Origin of the sequence: Bradyrhizobium sp. LMG 9283 (assembly GCF_045571415.1) — a bacterium.
GTDB lineage: Bacteria > Pseudomonadota > Alphaproteobacteria > Rhizobiales > Xanthobacteraceae > Bradyrhizobium.
Map to the genome: position 1 here is coordinate 5,183,427 of NZ_CP120691.1, position 20,099 is coordinate 5,203,525.

The 20,099-nt window shown below is 65.2% G+C and carries 16 protein-coding genes; 5 read left to right on the forward strand and 11 right to left on the reverse strand.

Annotation, left to right across the window (positions count from 1 at the left end; translation table 11 throughout):
• Positions 1 to 264 precede the first annotated feature (264 nt).
• On the forward strand, positions 265 to 1,959 hold the full coding sequence (locus P6U29_RS24600; RefSeq protein ID WP_407112691.1) for a peptidoglycan-binding protein: 1,695 nt from the start codon (positions 265 to 267) through the stop codon (positions 1,957 to 1,959).
• A 98-nt stretch (positions 1,960 to 2,057) separates the two neighbouring features.
• On the opposite strand, the gene P6U29_RS24605 is transcribed toward P6U29_RS24600, so the two are convergent.
• Entirely contained in the window at positions 2,058 to 2,744 is a 687-nt protein-coding gene (locus tag P6U29_RS24605) for an RlmE family RNA methyltransferase (protein WP_407112692.1), read from the reverse strand.
• A gap of 2 nt (positions 2,745 to 2,746) precedes the next feature.
• Entirely contained in the window at positions 2,747 to 3,820 is a 1,074-nt protein-coding gene (locus P6U29_RS24610; protein WP_407112693.1) for a Ppx/GppA phosphatase family protein, read from the reverse strand.
• A gap of 213 nt (positions 3,821 to 4,033) precedes the next feature.
• Between P6U29_RS24610 and P6U29_RS24615 the strand changes: the two genes are divergently transcribed.
• Entirely contained in the window at positions 4,034 to 6,406 is a 2,373-nt protein-coding gene (locus P6U29_RS24615; RefSeq protein WP_407112694.1) for a xanthine dehydrogenase family protein molybdopterin-binding subunit, read from the forward strand.
• A 179-nt stretch (positions 6,407 to 6,585) separates the two neighbouring features.
• Here P6U29_RS24615 and P6U29_RS24620 read toward each other — a convergent pair whose 3' ends face one another.
• Positions 6,586 to 7,386 (reverse strand): hypothetical protein, encoded by an 801-nt coding sequence (locus P6U29_RS24620; protein ID WP_407112695.1) that lies wholly within the window; start codon positions 7,384 to 7,386, stop codon positions 6,586 to 6,588.
• A gap of 106 nt (positions 7,387 to 7,492) precedes the next feature.
• Between P6U29_RS24620 and P6U29_RS24625 the strand changes: the two genes are divergently transcribed.
• The 3 genes from P6U29_RS24625 to P6U29_RS24635 are packed head-to-tail and all read left to right on the forward strand — an operon-like array spanning position 7,493 to position 10,881.
• The gene (locus tag P6U29_RS24625; RefSeq protein WP_407112696.1) at positions 7,493 to 7,984 is read left to right on the forward strand and encodes a YaiI/YqxD family protein; all 492 of its coding nucleotides are present in this window, start codon (positions 7,493 to 7,495) and stop codon (positions 7,982 to 7,984) included.
• 2 nt (positions 7,985 to 7,986) lie between these two features.
• Positions 7,987 to 9,798, forward strand: coding sequence for an ABC-F family ATP-binding cassette domain-containing protein (locus tag P6U29_RS24630; RefSeq protein ID WP_407112697.1), 1,812 nt, complete (start codon positions 7,987 to 7,989; stop codon positions 9,796 to 9,798).
• Positions 9,799 to 9,801: 3 nt separating this feature from the next.
• Positions 9,802 to 10,881 (forward strand): D-TA family PLP-dependent enzyme, encoded by a 1,080-nt coding sequence (locus tag P6U29_RS24635; protein ID WP_407112698.1) that lies wholly within the window; start codon positions 9,802 to 9,804, stop codon positions 10,879 to 10,881.
• Between the two features lie 108 nt (positions 10,882 to 10,989).
• Here the strand turns inward: P6U29_RS24635 and P6U29_RS24640 are convergent, their stop codons facing one another.
• From P6U29_RS24640 to P6U29_RS24675, 8 genes are all read right to left on the reverse strand, one after another.
• Positions 10,990 to 12,165 carry an NAD(P)/FAD-dependent oxidoreductase gene (locus P6U29_RS24640; RefSeq protein ID WP_407112699.1) on the reverse strand — a complete coding sequence of 392 codons (1,176 nt, stop codon included), beginning with the start codon at positions 12,163 to 12,165 and terminating at the stop codon, positions 10,990 to 10,992.
• A 38-nt stretch (positions 12,166 to 12,203) separates the two neighbouring features.
• Complete coding sequence (locus P6U29_RS24645; protein ID WP_407112700.1) at positions 12,204 to 13,121, reverse strand: SDR family NAD(P)-dependent oxidoreductase; 918 nt, start codon at positions 13,119 to 13,121, stop codon at positions 12,204 to 12,206.
• Between the two features lie 148 nt (positions 13,122 to 13,269).
• The gene (locus tag P6U29_RS24650) at positions 13,270 to 14,457 is read right to left on the reverse strand and encodes an IS481 family transposase (RefSeq protein WP_407112701.1); all 1,188 of its coding nucleotides are present in this window, start codon (positions 14,455 to 14,457) and stop codon (positions 13,270 to 13,272) included.
• 166 nt (positions 14,458 to 14,623) lie between these two features.
• A complete protein-coding gene (locus P6U29_RS24655; protein ID WP_407112702.1) occupies positions 14,624 to 15,103 on the reverse strand; it encodes a MaoC family dehydratase in 480 nt (159 codons plus the stop codon).
• The gene (locus tag P6U29_RS24660) at positions 15,104 to 16,822 is read right to left on the reverse strand and encodes an AMP-binding protein (RefSeq protein WP_407112703.1); all 1,719 of its coding nucleotides are present in this window, start codon (positions 16,820 to 16,822) and stop codon (positions 15,104 to 15,106) included.
• Positions 16,823 to 16,950: 128 nt separating this feature from the next.
• Positions 16,951 to 17,838, reverse strand: a complete 888-nt coding sequence (mmsB, locus tag P6U29_RS24665) for a 3-hydroxyisobutyrate dehydrogenase (RefSeq protein WP_407112704.1) — start codon at positions 17,836 to 17,838, stop codon at positions 16,951 to 16,953.
• Positions 17,839 to 17,863: 25 nt separating this feature from the next.
• Positions 17,864 to 18,931, reverse strand: coding sequence for an enoyl-CoA hydratase/isomerase family protein (locus tag P6U29_RS24670; RefSeq protein WP_407112705.1), 1,068 nt, complete (start codon positions 18,929 to 18,931; stop codon positions 17,864 to 17,866).
• Entirely contained in the window at positions 18,928 to 20,073 is a 1,146-nt protein-coding gene (locus P6U29_RS24675; RefSeq protein WP_407112706.1) for an isobutyryl-CoA dehydrogenase, read from the reverse strand. The genes P6U29_RS24670 and P6U29_RS24675 overlap by 4 nt, the downstream gene beginning before the upstream one ends.
• Positions 20,074 to 20,099 lie beyond the last annotated feature (26 nt).

Here is a 20,099-nt window from a genome sequence, read left to right on the forward strand (position 1 = left end):
CCTGCAAAGTGGATTTTTGGTCGATTCTTTATCGCTTCGATCGAGAGAGTCCCGTGCGTGGTAACACCGAGACGGAACTGCGCGACTCTCCCGCCTGATAGGAACGATGGCATCGGCGCATCGTTCACAGACATCGGAAAACTCGAATGAGGGCTGGTTTGTCTCGAGCCCAGCTTCGAAGGTTCCCCATCAACGGATGCTGCAAAGCAAATGGAGGAGGTTCAGGTGAACACGAGGAAGAACAGGTTCCTATTGACCACAGCAATGCTGCTCGCCGGCGTCAGCCTGGCATCGGCCCAAGGCATGCGTGAAGGCGCCGGCAGCGGGATGAGCGGAGGCGCGGGCGCCGGCGCGGCGGAATCCGGCCGATCGAGCGGCGGACTGTCGCAAGGTGCAGGCGGAGCCTCTCACGGCGAAGGAATGACCCAGGGCCGCGCAGGTGGTCGAGCCGAGAGCCCCGCTGCGGCACCATCGCGTTCTGAGCGAAGTGAAGGAATGCGTGATAGTGGCAAGGTCGACAGGGGCGAGCGTCAGTCCGTCGATCAGGGCCGCGGCGCCCGCGACAACGCGCGTCAGTCCCAATCTGAAGGCGAGAAGCGTGGCAAGGACCAAACCGTCGGTCAGAGCCGAGGCGAACCCGACCAAGCACGTCAGTCCAGGTCCGAGCGCGACAAGAGCGGAATGAAGGACCAGACCGTCGGTCGGAGCCGCAGCGACCGCGACGCTACGCGTCAGTCGCAAGGCGCAGAACAGGGTAAGAGCGCGACCACAGGCGCTAACACCAAGGACAATGTCCAAGGCAAGAAAGCGCAGGGTCAAAGCACGACAACGAGCGGCGCGAACACCAAGGACAATGCCCAGGGTAAGAACGTGCAGGGTCAGAGCACAGCAACTGGCGCGAACACCAACAACGCGCAAGCCCCGGGTGCCCAGCAGGGCCAGGGCGCGACGACCGGCGCCAACACTCAGGGACAGGTCAACACCCAGACGCAAGCCCAGGGTGGGACCACCCAGAGCTTGTCCGGCCGCGTGCAGGTGAGCGCGCAGCAGCAGACAACGCTGCAGCAGTCGGTGTTGAGCTCGCGCAATGTGGATCGCGTGCGGATCAACGTCAATTCCATCAACTTCGCGATCAATGCCGGCGTGGTAGTGCCACGGAACATCTCCGTGGTCGCCATCTCGACATTCCCGGCGCTGATCGACATCTATCCGGCCTATCGGGACGACAGCTTCTTCGTCGTGGATGACGAGATCATCGTCGTCGACCGAAGCCGCAGGATCGTCGACGCCATTCCCGCCGGCCCAAGGACCCACTTCGCCCGGCGCGGCAGCGTGAGCGGTGGCGGTGGCAACATCGCCGCGCTGGATCTCAGCCCCGACGAGATCCGCATTGTTCAACGGGTGCTGATTGAACGCGGCCTGATGTCTGGCGAAGCAGACGGCATCCTCGGGCCCGCTACGCGCGAAGCGCTGATCACCTTCCAGCGGCAGGAAGGTTTCCAGACCACCGGCTCGATCGATACCAGGACGGTCGCTGCACTAGGCGTCTCCAACCAGATCCGCGCCACGCAGGGCCAATCGACGAGCATTGGTCAGGGAGCAGCTGGCCAGTCGACGCAGCAGAACACGACCGGACAAAGCACCGGTCAGACCAACGCGCCGGCGCAGCAGAACCAGACCAATGCGCCGGCACAGCAGAACCAGACCACCGGCCAGGCTGGACAGAACCAGCCATCCACAACGGGCCAGGCTCAGCAGAACCAACCGGCGACATCGGGTCAGGCCGGCACACAACCGCCTGCCGGTCAGACCACTGGACAGGCGCCGGCCCAAAGCAACGGTCAGTCCACCAACCAGCCTGGCGCCACACAGAGCACGCAGTCTGGACAGACCAACCAGAACAATGCCCCGCCGCCTTCGCCGTCGGGTCAGCCGGCTCAGAATCAACCCAGCCGGTAAGATGCCCCCAAAGCCCCGCCTCTGGCGGGGCTCTTTTTTGCGGCCTGCACGGCGCCATAAGGAGATTCGGAGCGAACCCGGAATGACAGAGCTTGTGGTTATGCTTTCGCCTCACCGCGGAATCCCGTCGCGAGCACATAACGCTCCGAGGAATCCTGCCGGCTCGCGGCCGGCTTGACGTGGCGCACCGTCGCAAAATCGCGCTTGAGCTGGGCGAGCAACTCGGCGTCGGCGCCGCTCTGGAAGGTTTTTGCCAGGAACGTCCCGCCGGGCTTGAGCACGTCGCAGGCAAACGCGGCCGCGGTCTCGACCAGACCGACGATGCGGAGCTGGTCGGTTTTGCGGTGGCCGGTAGTGTTGGCGGCCATGTCGGACATGACGACGTCGGCGCCGCCGCCGAGCATCGCGGTGAGCTTGTCGGGCGCGTCGTTCTCCATGAAGTCGAGCTGCGCGAAATCGACGCCGGGAATCTCCGGCATTTCCAACAGATCGATCGCGACGACCTTGCCCTTGCCTTCCGCGGAGCCGACGCGCTTGGCGGCGATCTGACTCCAGCCGCCGGGCGCCGCGCCGAGATCGACCACGGCCATGCCGGGCTTCAAGAGCCGGAACTTGTCATCCATCTCCAGCAGCTTGAACGCGGCGCGCGAGCGATAGCCCGCCGCCTTGGCCTTGGCGACATAGGGATCGTTGAGTTGCCGCTCTAGCCACAGCTTCGACGACAATTTGCGCTTGCCGCCGGTCTTGACCTGGACGTGCAAGCGGCCGGTGGTGTCCTTGGCCATTCTCACCAGCTCCTGAGCGCGCCGTCCTCGCGCATCATCTCGACCAGCATGCCCTCACGTAGGCCCCGGTCGGCCACGCGCAGGCGCGGCAGTGGAAAGGCGCGCCTGATAGCATCGAGGATCGCGCAGCCGGCCAGCACGAGGTCGGCGCGCTCGACGCTGATGCAGCTGTTGTTGGCGCGCTCCTCGTAGCTCATGCCGAGCAGCTTGTTGATGGTCGCGGTGATGTCGGCATCGTTCATCCAGATACTGTCGATGCGGCGGCGGTCGTAGCGCGGCAGGTTGAGATGGATGCCGGCGAGCGTCGTCACCGTGCCCGACGTGCCGAGCAGGTGCATGTCCGTGAGATCGCGGCCGTGCTCCTCCGCGAACGGTGCGACGTGGTTCGCGACCTCCTGCTCCATCGCGGCATAGATCTCAGCCGTCACGTCGCGCCCGCCGAACTGCTCGGCGAGCGTGACCACACCGTATGGGATCGACATCCAGGCCTTGATGCGCGGTTCCGGATTCTCCGGGTCGCGCTCGATCCGCACCAGCTCGGTCGAGCCGCCGCCGATATCGAACAGGATGGCGCCGCGCCCCCTCGGGTCGACCAGCGGCGAGCAGCCGAGTACGGCGAGCGAGGCCTCGGTCTCGCGATCGATCACCTCGAGCTCGATCCCGGTCTCGGCCGCGACGCGGCTGCGGAACCCTTCCGCGTTCGAGGCCGCACGGCAGGCTTCGGTCGCGATCAGCCGGAGCCGGCGTGCCTTGCGCAGGTTGATCTTGTCGCGGCAGATGCTGAGCGCCGCGATGGCGCGCTCGATCGCGGCCTCGCTGATCGAGCCGGTCGCCGAAACCCCCTCGCCGAGCCGGATGATGCGCGAGAAGGAATCGACCACGCGAAAGCCATCGTGGGTCGGACAGGCGATCAGCAGCCTGCAATTGTTGGTGCCGAGGTCCAGCGCCGCATAGACGCCGGGTCCCGGCGCTTGCGCGCCGACGCGCGGATCGGTGGCCAACGCCACGGCCGCCATCGACCCCTCCAGCTCGCCGTGCGGCCCATGGCCGTCGCGGAGCCGCGTGTAGTCATTCATACAAACTGTCTTTCCGCGGCCGGTCGGGCCGGTCTGGAATTGCTTTTTCGCCTGAAACATTAGCAGCGCGGCAGGCCTGCGCAACAACGCATCACATGGGACCATGTCCATTCGTGCGTTGTCGTGAACGGGGTCGTGGGTTATCTGAGTAGGCTCCGGCCCCCTCCAGGCGCCCGCGAAATCGCGCAAATGCCGGCTTTTCAGGTCGATTCCATGCAAGAACACACCAAATCGTCCACGCTCGAGAACGCTATTGCACTGCAAAAATATGGCGTCGGGCAACCGGTCCGCCGCAAGGAGGACGACACGCTGGTGCGCGGCAAGGGCCGCTACACCGACGATTTCAATCTGCCCGGGCAGGCCTATGCCGTGATCGTCCGATCCACCCATGCCCATGGCATTATCCGCGGCATTGGCCTTGATGCCGCCAAGGTGATGCCGGGCGTGCTGGGGGCGTGGACCGGCAAGGACCTCGATGCAGCCGGCTACGGCCCCTTCACCTGTGGCCTGCCGCTGAAGAGCCGTGACGGCTCGCCTTTGCTCCAGACCAACCGCCAGCCGCTGGCGACTGACAAGGTCCGCTTCGTCGGTGATCCCGTCGCCTTCGTGGTGGCGGAGACGCTGGCGCAGGCGCGCGATGCCGCCGAAGCGGTCGAGCTCGACATCGAGCCGCTGCCCGCGGTGACCGATCCCGAGGAAGCGGCCAAGCCAGGCGCGCCGCAGCTTTACGACCACATCCCGCACAATGTCGCGCTCGACTACCACTATGGCGACATTGACAAGGTCAACGCGGCCTTTGCCAGCGCCGCCCACGTCACCAAGATCGATATCGAGAACACCCGCGTCGCCGTGGTCTCGATGGAGCCGCGCGTTGGGCTTGCCTCCTACGACAAGAAGACCGAGCGCTACACGCTTCAGGTGCCGACGCAGGGCGTCGCCGGCAACCGCGCCAATCTCGCCAAGAACCTGAAGGTGCCGAACGAAAAGGTGCGCATCCTGACCGCCAATGTCGGCGGCTCCTTCGGCATGAAGAACATCAACTATCCCGAATACATGTGCATCCTGTACGCGGCGAAGGCACTGGGACGGCCGGTGAAGTGGCTCGACGAGCGCTCCACCAGCTTCCTCTCCGACAGCCACGGTCGTGCCCAGAAGATCCACGCCGAGCTCGCGCTCGATGCCGAGGGGCATTTCCTCGCGGCAAGACTGTCCGGCTACGGCAATGTCGGCGCCTACATCACCGGCGTCGCGCCGGGTCCGCTCTCGCTCAACACTGGCAAGAACTTTTCCAGCGTCTACCGCACGCCGCTGATGGGGGTCGATATCAAGGTAGTGCTGACCAACACCACGCTGATGGGCGCCTATCGCGGCGCCGGCCGGCCCGAGGCGAACTACTACATGGAGCGGCTGATCGACCGCGCTGCCGACGAGATGGGCATCAACCGGCTGACCCTGCGCAAGCGCAACTTCATTAAGCCGAACCAGATGCCGTTCCCGGCCTCCTCCGGCGTCACCTATGACAGCGGCGACTTCCAGGCGGTGTTCAACAAGGCGCTCGAAATCTCCGACCACGAGAATTTCGCCAAGCGCAAGAAGGAGAGCAAGAAGGCCGGCAAGCTGCGCGGCATCGCCGTCGGCTCCTATCTCGAGGTCACCGCGCCGCCGAGCCCCGAACTCGGGAAGATCGTGTTCGATCCCGACGGCACCGTGCAGCTCATCACCGGCACGCTGGACTACGGCCAGGGCCATGCGACGCCGTTCGCACAGGTTTTATGCGAGCAGCTCGGCGTCCCCTTCGAGAGCGTCAAGCTCGTGCAGGGCGACAGCGACATCGTCCACACCGGCAACGGCACCGGCGGCTCGCGCTCGATCACCGCGAGCGGCCAGGCCATCGTAGGGGCGGCAAAGCTCGTCATCGAGAAAGGTAAGCGCGCAGCAGCGCATATGCTCGAAGCGTCCGAAGCCGACATCGAGTTCGCCGATGGCAGCTTTACGATCGCCGGCACCGACCGCAGCATCGACATCATGGAGCTGGCGAAAAAGCTGCATGACGGCAAGGTACCGGAGGGCGTGCCCGACTCGCTCGACGTCGATCACACCAGCGAACCGGTCGCCTCGGCGTTCCCGAACGGCTGTCACGTCGCGGAGGTCGAGATCGACCCCGAGACCGGCGTCGTGCAGATCGTGCGCTACAGCGCCGTCAACGATTTCGGCACGGTGATCAACCCGCTGCTGGTCGCAGGCCAGCTCCATGGCGGCGTGGTCCAGGGTATCGGTCAGGCGCTGATGGAGCACATCCGCTACGACGAGAGCGGCCAGCCAATCACGGGCTCGCTGATGGACTACGCCCTGCCGCGCGCGGAGGACGTTCCCAACATGACGATCGGCGACCACCCGGTGCCCGCCACCACAAATCCGCTCGGCAGCAAGGGCTGCGGCGAAGCCGGCTGCGCCGGCAGCCTGTCGACGGTGGTGAACGCCGTGCTCGATGCGCTCTCCGACTACGGCATCAAGCACATCGACATGCCGCTGACCCCGGAACGCGTGTGGCGCGCGATTCAGGACGCGAAGGCAAAGGCAGCGTAAGAGGCTCTTTTCGCAGACGGTTACTCGCCGCGGCCATACGCACAAACGTCATCGCCCGGTCTTGATCGGGCGATCCAGTACTCCGAGGCAGTCGCGATTCACGGATGGGCCGCGGCGTACTGGATGCCCCGGTCGAGCCGGGGCATGACATCGCGTTTGTGGTGACAGGCTTGCCTCCACTACGCCGCCGCCTGCTCGCGCGGCTGGTAGATTGCGGTGTGCTCACAATGCGCAATCGGCGTCGTCCGGTTGGCGATGACCAGCGCGTCGAGCTCGACGAAGCGGTGGCCCTTCTTCTCGTAATTGGCCGTGACTTTCGCACGTGCCGTGATCTCGTCACCGGTGCGCGCGGCGGACAGAAGCTGCATGCGGCTACCGACGTGGATCCACGGGCCCAAAATGGTGTTGTCGACGAGGACGCGGTTCATGATGCGCTGGATCAGGCCGGGATGGCCGAGGTCCTCGCGCGCGAAGATCGGGTCGGTCTCCCTGATGTCCGCGAGATATTCTGTCGCCGCTTGTCCGGCCCAGCGGCGCGGCGCCGTGCCGAGCCATTTGCCGGTTTCGAACGTTGCCGGGCTGACCGGCTTGCGCTCGGCGACGGCGGGGACCTCGACATAGTCACCCAATGACACCGCCGGCGCCTCCGCCGGCAGCGACGCTGTCCCCGTCGCGCAAAGTTCGGTGCGGCTGAACACCTCGATCGTGAGCAGGCCGTTGTGCTCGGTGGCGTCGACATCGGCGGTCTCGCCGTCATAGACCGGCTTGATGAAGCGCGCCTCGACCAGCCCGCGGCTGAGGAAATCGCGCCCCCAGCGCGCGATCGGCACGTGCATCATGTAGGCGAAGACATCGACGCCCGGGACCAGCCCGCCGGAGAAGCCGAAGCGGCGCGCCACATTGTCGTCATGCATCTTGTTTTCGGATTGTTTGGCGGTGTTGTAGGCCTCGACGCGGTAGGTTTCGAGCCGGTTCGGCATGGGGCATCTTCCCTGTATTCTTGTTGTTTCGAGGCCAATCGTAGGCCCCGGGGAACAGCGGTCAATCCCCTCGCCTTTGCGGCCCGAATGGGGTACCACGCGGCGAATGACCGACACTCCCACCCGCATCTATGTCGACGCCGACGCCTGTCCGGTGAAGGACGAGATTTATCGCGTCGCGATCCGGCACGGCGTGCCCGTGAGCGTGGTCGCCGGCAATTTCATTCGTGTGCCGCAGGACCCGCTGATCGAGCGTATTGCCGCAGGTAGCGGCATGGACGCGGCCGACGACTGGATCGCGGAACGCGCCAAACCCGGCGACGTCGTGGTGACATCAGACATCCCGCTGGCGAGCCGCTGCGTGAAGGTGGGTGCCGACGTGATCGCGCCGAATGGCAAGCCGTTCACGGAAGAATCGATCGGCATGACGCTGGCGGTGCGCAACCTGATGACGGATCTGCGCTCCGCGGGCGAAGTCACCGGCGGACCACGCTCGTTCTCGCCGCGCGACCGCTCCGCCTTCCTCTCGGCGCTCGACCAGACGCTGCGCCGGATCCAGCGCCGCCGCGCCGACCAGGCCGCGACGAGTCAGGGCTGACGATGGCGCCCCCGCTGATCCAACTCAAGGACATCAGGCTGACCTTCGGTGGCACGCCGCTGCTGTCGGGCGTCGAACTCAATGTCGCGCCAGGCGAACGCGTCTGCCTCATCGGCCGTAACGGCTCGGGTAAATCGACGCTGCTCAGAATCGCAGCCGGCCTCGTAGAGCCCGACTCCGGCACGCGCTTCGTGCAGCCCGGCGCGACCGTCCGCTACCTGCCGCAGGAGCCTGACTTCGGCGAGCACAAGACCACGCTTGCCTATGTCGAGTCCGGCCTTGCACCGGGCGACGACCATCACCAGGCGCGCTACCTCCTCGAGCAGCTTGGCCTCTCCGGCGACGAGAACCCGCACAATCTCTCCGGCGGCGAGGCGCGTCGCGCCGCGCTCGCCTGCGTGCTGGCGCCCTCGCCCGACATATTGCTGCTGGACGAGCCCACCAACCATCTCGACCTGTCCACTATCGAATGGCTGGAGCAGGAGCTCGACAGTCGGCGCAGCGCGCTGGTCTTGATCAGCCACGACCGTCGCTTCCTCACCAATCTCTCGCGCTCGACCGCCTGGCTGGACCGCGGCAGGATCAAGCAGATCGACCGCGGCTTCGCCTCGTTCGAGAGCTGGCGCGACGAGGTGCTGGCGGAAGAAGAGCGCGACCAGCACAAGCTCGACCGCAAGATCGTCAACGAGGAGCACTGGCTGCGCCACGGCGTCTCCGGACGGCGCAAGCGCAACGTCAAGCGACTCGCCAATCTGCATGCGCTGCGCGCCCAGCGCCGCAACTATCGTGGCACCGCCGGCAGCGCCAATCTCGCGGCGGCGGAAGCGGAGCAATCCGGCAAGCTCGTGATCGAGGCCAAGGGCATCAGCAAGGCCTATGGCGAGCGGAAGATCGTCGAGAGCTTTTCGACCCGTATCCAGCGCGGCGACCGGCTCGGCATCATCGGGCCGAACGGCGCCGGCAAGACCACGCTGGTCAACCTACTCACCGGCGGCGTACAGCCCGACGCCGGCACCGTGCGACTTGGCGCCAATCTGGAGATGGCGACGCTCGACCAGCACCGGGAAAGCCTCGATCCCAAATCGACGCTGGCGGAAGCACTGACCGGCGGCCGTGGCGACCACGTCATGGTTGGCGGCAAGCCGAAGCACGTCGTCGGCTATATGAAGGACTTCCTGTTCGCGCAGGAGCAGCGCGGCACGCCGCTCGAGGTGCTCTCCGGCGGTGAGCGCGGCCGGCTGATGCTGGCCCGCGCGCTGGCAAAACCGTCGAACCTCCTGGTGCTGGACGAGCCGACCAACGATCTCGATCTCGATACCCTCGATGTGCTCGAGGAGATGCTCGGCGACTACGATGGCACCGTCATCCTGATCAGCCATGACCGAGACTTCCTCGACCGCGTCGTCACCTCTGTGATCGCGCCTGAGGGCAACGGCAAATGGATCGAGTATGCCGGCGGCTACAGCGACATGCTGAGCCAGCGCGGTGCGGACCTCAAGCGCGAGACGGCCAAGGCGCAACCGGCCGCGGAGAAGAAGGAAGAGCGCACTGCTGCTCCAGCGTCGACGCCGAAACGGAAGTTGAGCTTCAACGAGAAGCACGCGCTGGAAACGTTGCCGAAGAAGATGGAAACATTGCAGGCGGATATCGCAAAGCTGCAGCGCGTCCTGGACGATCCCAACCTCTACGCCAAGGATCGCAAGACATTCGACGATACTTCGGCCGCGATCGCCAAGGCGCATGAAGAATTGTCAGCCGCCGAAGAGCGCTGGCTCGAACTCGAAATGCTTCGCGAAGAAATAGAGCAGGCTTAAATCATGACCACTCCCCTCGCCGCAAAAATCGCCCGCGAATACGGCACGCCCTGCGCCGTCATCGACATGGACAGGGTTGAGCGCAACATCGCGCGCATTCAGAAAGCCTGCGACGATGCCGGCATCGCCAACCGCCCCCACATCAAGACGCATAAGAACCCGACGATTGCCAAGATGCAGGTCGCGGCCGGCGCCAAGGGTATCACCTGCCAGAAGCTCGGCGAGGCTGAGATCATGGCCAATGCCGGCATCGACGACATCCTGATCAGCTACAACCTGCTCGGCGACGAAAAGATGGCACGCCTCGGCGCGTTGCAGGCGAAGGCGAACATGACGGTCGCTGCCGACAATTCCACGGTCGTGGCGGGATTACCCAAGGCGGCCGCAGCGTCGGGCCGACCGCTCTCGGTCGTGGTCGAGTGCGATACGGGCCGCAAGCGTGCGGGTGTCGAGACGCCGGCCGAGGCGATCGCGCTGGCGCGCGAGATCGCCGCGTCCAAGGGCCTGCAGTTCGCCGGCTTCATGCTATATCCGACCGAGACCGGCTGGGCCGAGGCGCAGAAGTTTTACGACGAGGCGCTGGCCGGCGTGCGCGCGCACGGGCTGGACGCAAAGATCGTCTCGACCGGCGGCACGCCGAACCTCGTCAATATCGGCAAGCTCAAGGGCGGCACCGAGCATCGCTTCGGCACCTACATCTACAACGACCGCATGCAGGTCGCGGCCGGCTCGGCCACCTGGGACGACTGCGCGCTGCACATCTATTCGACCGTGGTGAGCCGCGCCGCGCCCGAGCGCGGCATTCTCGACGCCGGCTCGAAGACGCTGACCACGGACACCGGCGGGCTCGACGGCCACGGCCTGATCCTGGAGCATCCCGAGGCCAAGATCGCTAAGTTCGCCGAAGAGCACGGCTTCCTCGATTTGTCCCGTAGCAACACCCGCCCGAATGTCGGCGACGTCGTCCGCATCGTGCCGAACCACGTGTGCGTCGTCGTCAACATGATGGACGAGGTGCTGATGGTGCGTGGCGAGGAGATCATCGGCACGCTGCCGGTGGCGGCACGGGGGAAGTTGAGGTAGGAGCGCTCCGCTCTCGACCGTCATTGCGAGGAGTAAAGCGACGGAGCAATCCAGATTACCTCCGTGGAGGGATTCTAGATTGCTTCGCTGCGCTCGCAATGACGATGGTTAGCGCTTGAGCCACTCCAGCACGCCCCTGCCCGCGGCGGCACCGGTCGCAAACGACGCCTGGAGCAGATACCCGCCGGTCGGTGCCTCCCAGTCCAGCATCTCGCCGGCGGCGAATACGCCTGGCAGCTTGCGGATCATGTAATCCGCGTCGACTTCTTCGAACGAGATGCCGCCGGCGCTCGATATCGCGCGCGCGATTGGCGCCACGCCGGTGAGCTTGATCGGCACGGCGTTGATGAGCTCGGCCAATCGCTCGGGCGACATTGCCGACAGCGACTGCCCCGCACCGATCACAGCCTCCTGCAGCAGCCCGACGGCGACGGGCGACAGTTGCGCAGTCTTGCGCAGGAAGTTGGAGAACGATTGCTTGCCGCGCGATGGCGACAGACGCTTGACGAGTTCGGCTTGATCGACATCGGGGCGCAGAGCAATATGCAGCAGCGCTTCGCCGTTCACCGCGATAGCCTCCTGCAGTTCGGCCGACAGCGCATAGATCGCGCCGCCCTCGATGCCGGCCTGCGTGACGATCGCTTCGCCACGAAGGCTGAGCGGACCGAAGCTCAGCGCAATGCCCTTGAGCGGGTGGCCCTCGAAACGCGCGCGAAAAACATCGGACCATGCGATGGTGAAGCCGCAATTGGCAGGCCGCAGCGGGGAGACCGAGATACCTTTGTCGGCCAGGATCATCGCCCAGCTACCATCCGAGCCCAGGCGTGGCCAGCTGGCGCCACCGAGCGCCAGCACGGTGGCGTCGGCCGCAACGGCAAGCATCCCATCGCGCGTTTGGAACCGCAGCTGCCCCTCGCCGTCCCAACCGCTCCAGCGATGACGAAACGCGAACCTGACATCGGCAGCATCGAGCCGCCGCAGCCAGGCGCGCAGCAAGGGCGAGGCCTTAAAGGCCTTAGGAAACACCCGCCCGCTGGTACCGACAAAGGTCGGCTCGCCCAGCGCTTCGCTCCAAGCGCGCAATGCGTCCGGCGGAAACGCTTCGATCGCGGCTTGCAGCCTCAGTGCCGCCTGGCGATAGCGCGCCATGAACTGCGGCAACGGCTCGCTATGGGTGAGATTGAGCCCGCCGCGACCGGCCATCAGGAATTTGCGGCCGGCGGACGGCATCGCGTCATAGACGGTGACCCGGGCGCCCCCCTGCGCCAGCACCTCCGCCGCCATCAGCCCGGCGGGACCGGCGCCAATGACGGCGATGTCGGTCAGAGCTTGATCCCCGCCCGCGCCGCGGCCTGCGCCACGTACTTCTGCGTCTGCTCAAACGCGCCTTGCAGCGCCTTGGCCTTCGACATGTCGCTGATTTCGGCGAAATGTGCGGCGACCGCATCGGGCGTCCACTCGCTCTCCGGCAAGTTGATGCCCTCGCTCTCCAAAATCTTGATCACGGCGAAGGAGCCGGCGCCGGCACCCATGATGGTACGGGTGGGCGCATCCTCGCTCAGCATGTATTCGACCGCGGGCGTGATCGCGTTGGGCTTCATCAGTTGCAACGCCTGCGGCGGCAGCAGCTCTTCGGTCATGCGGGTCGCCGCCGTCGGCGAGATGATGTTGACGCGGATGTTGTTCTTGCGGCCCTCCTCGGCGAGCACGTTCATCAAGCCGACCATGCCTGATTTCGCCGCGCCGTAGTTGGCCTGGCCGAAATTGCCGTAGAGGCCGGAGGACGACGTCGTCAGCACGATGCGGCCGTAATTGCGGTCGCGCATGCCGGCCCAGGCCGCCTTGCAGCAATAGAAGGTGCCGACGAGGTGCACGTCGAGCACCTTCTGGAAATCGGACGTCTCCATCTTGCCGAACGACTTATCGCGCAGGATGCCGGCATTGGCGCACAAGAGATCGACGCTGCCCCACTCCTTGGTGGCGCGCTCGACCATGGCGGTGACCTGCTCGAAATTGGAGACGTCGGCGCCGTCGGCCATCGCGGTGCCGCCGGCTTTGCGGATCTCCTCGACCACGGCTTCGGCTGGCGACAGCGATCCGCCGGTGCCGTCACGCGCGCCGCCGAAATCGTTGACGACGACCTTTGCACCGCGGCTGGCGAGACCCAGCGCATGCGCGCGTCCGAGACCATTGCCTGCGCCGGTGACGATGGCGACGCGTCCGTCGAACCTGATTGCCATGAGTTAAGGTCTCTATTCTTCTTCCCTTCTCCCCTTGTGGGAGAAGGTGGCGCGAAGCGCCGGATGAGGGTCTCTCTCGGCAGATCCGCTCGCGGAGAGAGACCCCTCACCCGCCTCGCGTTCCGCGAGGCACCCTCTCCCACAGTGTTCAGACCGGGGACATAGTGGACGGGTGTTCGGAGACATCGTGGACACTTTCGGTCGTTCCGTCGAGAGGCCGGATGTCGACGGTTGCGATGAGCTGGGTTCTGAAGACGACGTCGAAGACGCCGTCTTGTGTGGTTGGCCGGAACGCGACTGCTTTGCCGCGGAAGGCCTTGGGGACTTTGAGGTTGCGGCCGAGGAAGCTGACGTGCCCGCCCTGTTGGACGCGGCGCACGGCGTCGCCTGGTGCGTATTCGAAGGGTGCGACGGTCTCGACATAGTCGCGCGGGCTCGGCTGATAGCGGCTGGCCGGCACGGCGAGCTCGAGCGCTTCGTGCGGCCGTTGCGTGTTGTAGACCGTGCGCCATCGCTCGAAAGCACGCTGGGCGGCGGCAATATCGGTGAAGGAAGGAGCCGACAACACTTCGGCCTTGAGGCTACGGTGGAAGCGTTCGTCCTTGCCCATGGTCTGCGGATGATAGGGCCGCGAATGGCTGATCTTGATGCCATGCTCGATCAGCCAAACCCCGAGCGGGGTGAATGGGCTGCCCGGACCGTCGCCCCAGGGCGAGCCGTTGTCGGTGATCAGTCTCTCGGGCAGGCCGTAACGGCGGAAAGCCGCGATGAGATGCTGCCTGACCGTCTCGGTCTGCTCGTCGGCGCACGCCGCCAGTGCCACCGAAAAGCGCGAGTGATCGTCGAGCACGGTCAGCGGATGAAGCCGGCCGACATGCAAGGCCACGTGGCCCTTGAAGTCCATCTGCCACAACTCGTTCGGCCGCGACCGCTCGAAACGGGTGAAGGCGGGCGAACCGCCGCCGAACTTGCCCAGTTCCATCCCATGTCGCTTCAAGATCGCCGTGACCGTCGAAGGCGCCGGAACGGCGTCCCGCCCCAGATCCTTCAGTCGCCTGGCGATCTTGCGCCCACCCCAAGCCGGATGCTCGGCTCGCACCGAGAGCACGGCATCCTCGATCGCCGCAACACTGCGCGCCGGCGAACGCTGCGGTCGACGCGACTGCTCCTGAAGCCCATTGATCCCGGCCGATTGCCATCGCTCCAGCCACTTGTAGCCGGTCGTCGGGCTGATGCCGAACCGACGACACAATTGCCGAACATTGGCTCCTTCCTCCGAGGCCAACATCACAAACTCCAATCTCGCGTCCATCCGAGATACCTCGCGGAACGGCATCCGACAGCCTCCTTGATTCGCTGCCGAAAGTGTCCACGATGTCTCCGAACACCCGTCCACTATGTCCCCGGTCCGAACACACAGGGGGAGAGGGTAGCACCTCGCTTTGGTCAGCTTTTGACCAGCGATGGGTTGCCGGGTCAAGCCCGGCAACGACGCCTCGAGCCTACGCGAAATAGATCAACCCAAGCCAGTCGGCGACGAGCGCCGGCTTGTCCTCGCCTTCGATCTCCACGGTGACGTTGGTGCGGGACTGCAATTCATTCGGCTTGCGCAGCTTGGCTTCGGCCAGCACGAAACGGCCGCGGACGCGCTTGCCCGAACGGACCGGCGAGATGAAGCGCAGCCTGTCAAAACCGTAATTCACGCCCATCGTGGTGCCCGCAATCACAGGCATCACCTCGTAGGACATGATCGACAGCAGCGACATCGTGAGAAAGCCGTGCGCGATCGTGGTGCCGAAGGCGGTCTCTTTCTTCGCACGTTCCGGATCGACGTGGATGAACTGGTGATCCTCGATCACGTCGGCGTAGGTATCGATACGGGGCTGATCGATCAGGTGCCACGAGGACACGCCGATCTCCTTGCCGACCATAGCCTGATAGGCCTCGAGCGTGATCGGCGGCTTCTTCCAGACTTCGTTCACTTAGGTCTCACTCCGTGTTTTCGGCAGCTCCGGAAAATCCTCCTCGCGGAATTCCCGGCCGCGCAGCGGATCGCTGCGATCATCGTCGCGTTCGAGCCGTCGTAGCTGTACGCGACGGATTTTTCCAGAGATCGTCTTCGGCAGCTCGGTGACGATTTCGAGGCGGCGGATGCGTTTGAACGGCGCTAGGCGCGTGTGCAGGTGCTTGAAGATGGACAGCGCGGTCTCCGGCGAACGTTCCGCGCCCGAGGTCAGCAGCACGAAAGCCTTGGGGATCGCGAGGCGGATCGGATCGGGGCTCGGCACCACCGCGGCTTCCGCGACCAGCTCATGCTCCAGCAGAACACTCTCCAGCTCGAACGGGCTGATGCGATAGTCGGAGGATTTGAAAACGTCGTCGGAGCGGCCGACGAAGGTGAGATAGCCGTCCTCATCCGCGAACACCACGTCGCCACTGCGATAGAGCGCGCCCTCGGCGCCCGACAATTTGCCGTCATCGCCCTGATAACCCTGCATCAGGCCCGCGGGGCGATCAGCGCCCAGCACCAGCGTCACCTCGCCCTCCTTCGCCGGATGGCCGTCGGCATCGCTGATCTGCACGCGATAGCCCGGCAATGGCCGACCCATCGAGCCGACCTTGATCTTCTGCCCGGGCGAGTTGCCGGCTAGCGCGGCCGTTTCCGTCTGGCCGTAGCCGTCGCGGATGGTGAGACCCCAGGTGGCCTGCACCTGGTCGATCACTTCAGGGTTCAACGGCTCGCCCGCGCCGCAGACCTCGCGCAAGGCCACCTTGAACGAGGCAAGGTTCTCCTGGATGAACAGCCGCCACACCGTCGGCGGCGCGCACAGCGTTGTGACGCCGCAACGGCCGATGGTGGCGAGCAGCGCCTTCGCGTCGAAGCGCGGCTGGTTGACCACGAACACGGTGGCGCCGGCATTCCACGGCGCGAAGAAGCAGCTCCAGGCGTGCTTGGCCCAGCCGGGCGAGGAGATGTTGAGGTGAATGTCGCCGGGCTTCAGTCCGATCCAGTACATGGTGGAGAGATGGCCGACCGGATAGCTGCGCTGACTGTGCCGGACGAGCTTTGGTTTTGCCGTCGTGCCCGAGGTGAAATAGAGCAGCATCGGGTCGTCGGCATTGGTTGGACCGTCCGGCGTGAAGCTTTCGGAAGCCTTTGCCGCCTCGTCATACGCAAGCCAACCGCCTGAGGCTGCGCCGACCACGATGCGCACGATATTCTCGGCACCAAGGCCCGCAAACTTTGCGACCTGATCCTCGGCGGCGACCACCGCCGTCGCCTTGCCGCGCTCAAGCCGGTCGCGCAGCTCGTCGGCGGTGAGCAGCGTGGTCGCGGGGATCACGACGACGCCGAGCTTCATCGCGGCAAGCATCGTCTCCCACAGCGGAACAACGTTTCCGAGCAGCAGCAAGAGGTGGTCGCCGCGCTTCAGACCCTGCGCGCGGAGGAAGTTGGCGACCTGGTTGGAGCGCTTCGAGAGCGCAGCGAAGGACAATTTTGTGTGCCGGTCCTGCGCGGCGTCGACGATCCAAAGTGCGGGGCGGTCCTTAGCTTCCGCGTTCGCCGCCAGTTCGGCGTCGAACCAGTCGAGCGCCCAGTTGAACGGAGCCGGATCGGGCCAGCGGAAACCTTTGACCGCTGTCTCGTAATCCGTGCGGTGCTTTAGCAAAAACGCGCGCGCTTCCTGGAATGTCGTCATGATCCGGGCTCGTCGACTGGCCTGCGAACCTAGCCCGGATAAAGTGGAGCGCAATCCGGGGCCGGTCGCGCCAATTGGAAGAGCTGTCCCGGATTTCGCTTCGCTCCATCCGGGCTACAGAGCGAGGGCTATTTTCCAGCCAGTCCTCTAACGTGCTTGATAATTCCGGAAAAATCCACCCCGCCATGGCCGGCTGCGTCGAAAGACTGATAGATCTCCTGCGCATGCTTGCCGAGCGGCGTGGCAGCGCCGGCGGCCTTCGCGGCATCCTGCGCCAGGGTCAGGTCCTTCACCATCAGCGCCGAGGCAAAGCCCGGCTTGTAGTCGTTGTTGGCCGGCGAGGTCGGCACCGGGCCCGGCACCGGGCAATAGGTGGTCAGCGACCAGCACTGGCCCGACGAGGTCGAGGCAACGTCGAACAGCGCCTGATGCGAAAGGCCAAGCTTTTCGCCGAGCGCAAAAGCTTCGCTGACCGCGATCATGGAGATGCCGAGGATCATGTTGTTGCAGATTTTTGCGGCCTGACCTGCGCCGGCGCCACCACAATGGACGATCTTCTTGCCCATGTTTTCGAGCACGGGCTTTGCCGCCGCAAATGCCTTGTCGTCACCGCCGCACATGAAGGTGAGCGTCGCCCCCTTGGCGCCGCCCGTGCCGCCTGAGACCGGCGCGTCGACCGAAAGCACGCCGTGCTTGGCAGCGAGCGCATGGGCCTGCCGTGCGCTTTCCACGTCGATGGTGGAGCTATCGATGATCAGTGCACCCTTGGTCATGGCAGGCACGACCTCGTTCCAGACACCGAGCACGTGCTTGCCTGCGGGGAGCATGGTGACGACGACGTCGGCGCCCTTCACCGCGCCGGCTGCGCTCTCGGCAATGCTGGCGCCATCGGCCTTGGCCTGATTACGCGAGGCTTCGACGAGGTCGAAAGCCACCACCTTGTGGCCGGCCTTGACGAGGTTGGCCGCCATCGGGCCGCCCATGTTGCCGAGACCGATGAATGCGATCGTGGCCATTGTCGTTTCCTCCGCTGTCGCGTTGTTAGTTGAACTTCAGCTCGTCCGCGCCGATCTCGGCGAGATACGGCGCAAGCATGTCCGGCGTCACATCCTCGATCCGCGGCGGCGACCAGGTCGGATTGCGGTCCTTGTCGATCACGGCGGCGCGCACGCCCTCACGGAAATCCTCGCTGCGGAAGACCTCCAGTGCGGCGCGGTATTCGCGCACCAAACACTCTTCCAGACTCGACGCGGTGCGCGCAAGCCGCAGCAGCTTCAGCGTCACCACCATGCCGCGCGGCGATTTTTCGTTGAGCGTCTTCAGCGTGGCCTGCGCGAAGTCGGAGCCGTCGCGCTTGAGCGCCGCGACGATGTCCTCCATACGGTCGAAGCCGAACAGCGCGTCGATAACAGGCTCCTTCGCCGCGACCGGCCCTGCCGTCTCGCCGGTTGCAAAGCCGTCGATGAGCCTGCCGACCTCGGCGGCCGTCGCACCGGAACGGACCTTCGTCAGCGCGTCGCGCAGCTCGGGCAATTTCGCCGCGGGCACAACCCAATCGGCAAACTTCGCGTGGATCGCGTCCGGCCCGTTCATGGTCTGGCCGGTCAAGCCGAAATAGGTGCCGATCTCGCCCGGCGAGCGCGACAACAGATAGGTACCGCCGACATCGGGGAAGAAGCCGAGCCCGACCTCGGGCATCGCGAGCTTGGTGCGGTCCGTGACGACGCGATGGCTGGCATGGGCGGAGAGGCCAACGCCGCCGCCCATCACGATGCCGTCCATGAAGGCGACATAGGGCTTTGGAAACTTCTTGATCCGCGCGTTGAGGATGTACTCCTCGCGCCACAGGATCTTGCCGAGGTCGCCATTGACCTTGGAGCTTTCCCAGAGCGCACGGATGTCGCCGCCGGCGCACAGGCCGCGCTCGCCGGCGCCTTCGAGCAGGATCAGGCTGACGGCTGGATCGACCTCGAAGCGGTCGAGCGCCTTCTCGATGTCGCGAAACATCTCCAGCGTCACGGCGTTGATCGCCTTCGGACGGTTGAGCCTGATGATGCCGGCTGCCCCCTCGACGCGGGCGACCAGATCGCCCTCTTCCGCTGAACTCATCGCGCGTCCTCGATCAGTTTGCGCGCCACGATGAGCCGCATGATTTCATTGGTGCCTTCGAGGATCTGGTGCACGCGCAGATCGCGCACGATCTTCTCGATGCCGTATTCGCTGAGATAGCCGTAGCCGCCGTGGAGCTGCAGTGCGTGATTGGCGACCTCGAATCCGATATCGGTGCCGAAGCGCTTGGCCATCGCGCACAGCATGGTGGCATCAGGGTCTTTCCGATCGAGTGCCGCAGCTGCGCGCCACAGGAAGGTGCGGGCGGCCTCCAGCTCGATGGCCATATCGGCGAGACGAAATTGCAGCGCCTGGAACTCGTCGAGGCGCTTTCCAAAGGCCTTGCGCTCCTTCATGTAAGCGCGCGCCTTGTCGAGCGCGGCCTGGGCACCGCCGAGCGAGCATGCGGTGATGTTGAGGCGGCCGCCGTCGAGGCCGGCCATCGCGATCTTGAACCCTGTGCCCTCTTCGCTCAGGCGATTGGCGACCGGCACGCGGGCGTTCTCGAACATCACCGCGCGGGTCGGCTGCGCGTTCCAGCCCATCTTGCGCTCATTTGCGCCGAACGAGACGCCGGGCGTCTTGCCGTCGACGACGAGGGTCGAGATGCCGCCGGGACCCTCGCCGCCGGTGCGCACCATCGCGACCAAGAGGTCTGTGCCGCCGGCGCCCGAGGTAAACTGCTTCTGGCCGTTGAGGACGTAATGATCGCCGTCGCGCACCGCGCGGGTGCGCAAAGCCGCCGCATCCGAGCCTGCGCCCGGCTCGGTCAGGCAGTAGCTCGCGATCAGCTCCATGGTGCAGAGTTTTGGCAGCCAGGTGTGGCGCTGGGTCTCGCTGCCGAAGGCATCGATCATCCAGCTCGCCATGTTGTGAATGGAGATGAAGGCCGAGGTGGTCGGGCAGCCCGTCGCCAGCGCCTCGAAGATCAGCGCCGCGTCGAACCGCGTCATGGCGGAGCCGCCGACATCGTCGCGGATGTAGATGCCGCCCATGCCGAGGGTCGCCGCCTCGCGCATGACGTCGACGGGAAAATGCTTCTCCTCGTCCCAGCGCAGCGCGTGCGGCGCGATCTTTTCTGCCGCAAACGCCAGCGCCATGTCGCGAACCGCGATCTGATCCTCGTTCAGAGCGAACTGCATCGTTGCCGCTTACCCTCTTTTCCATC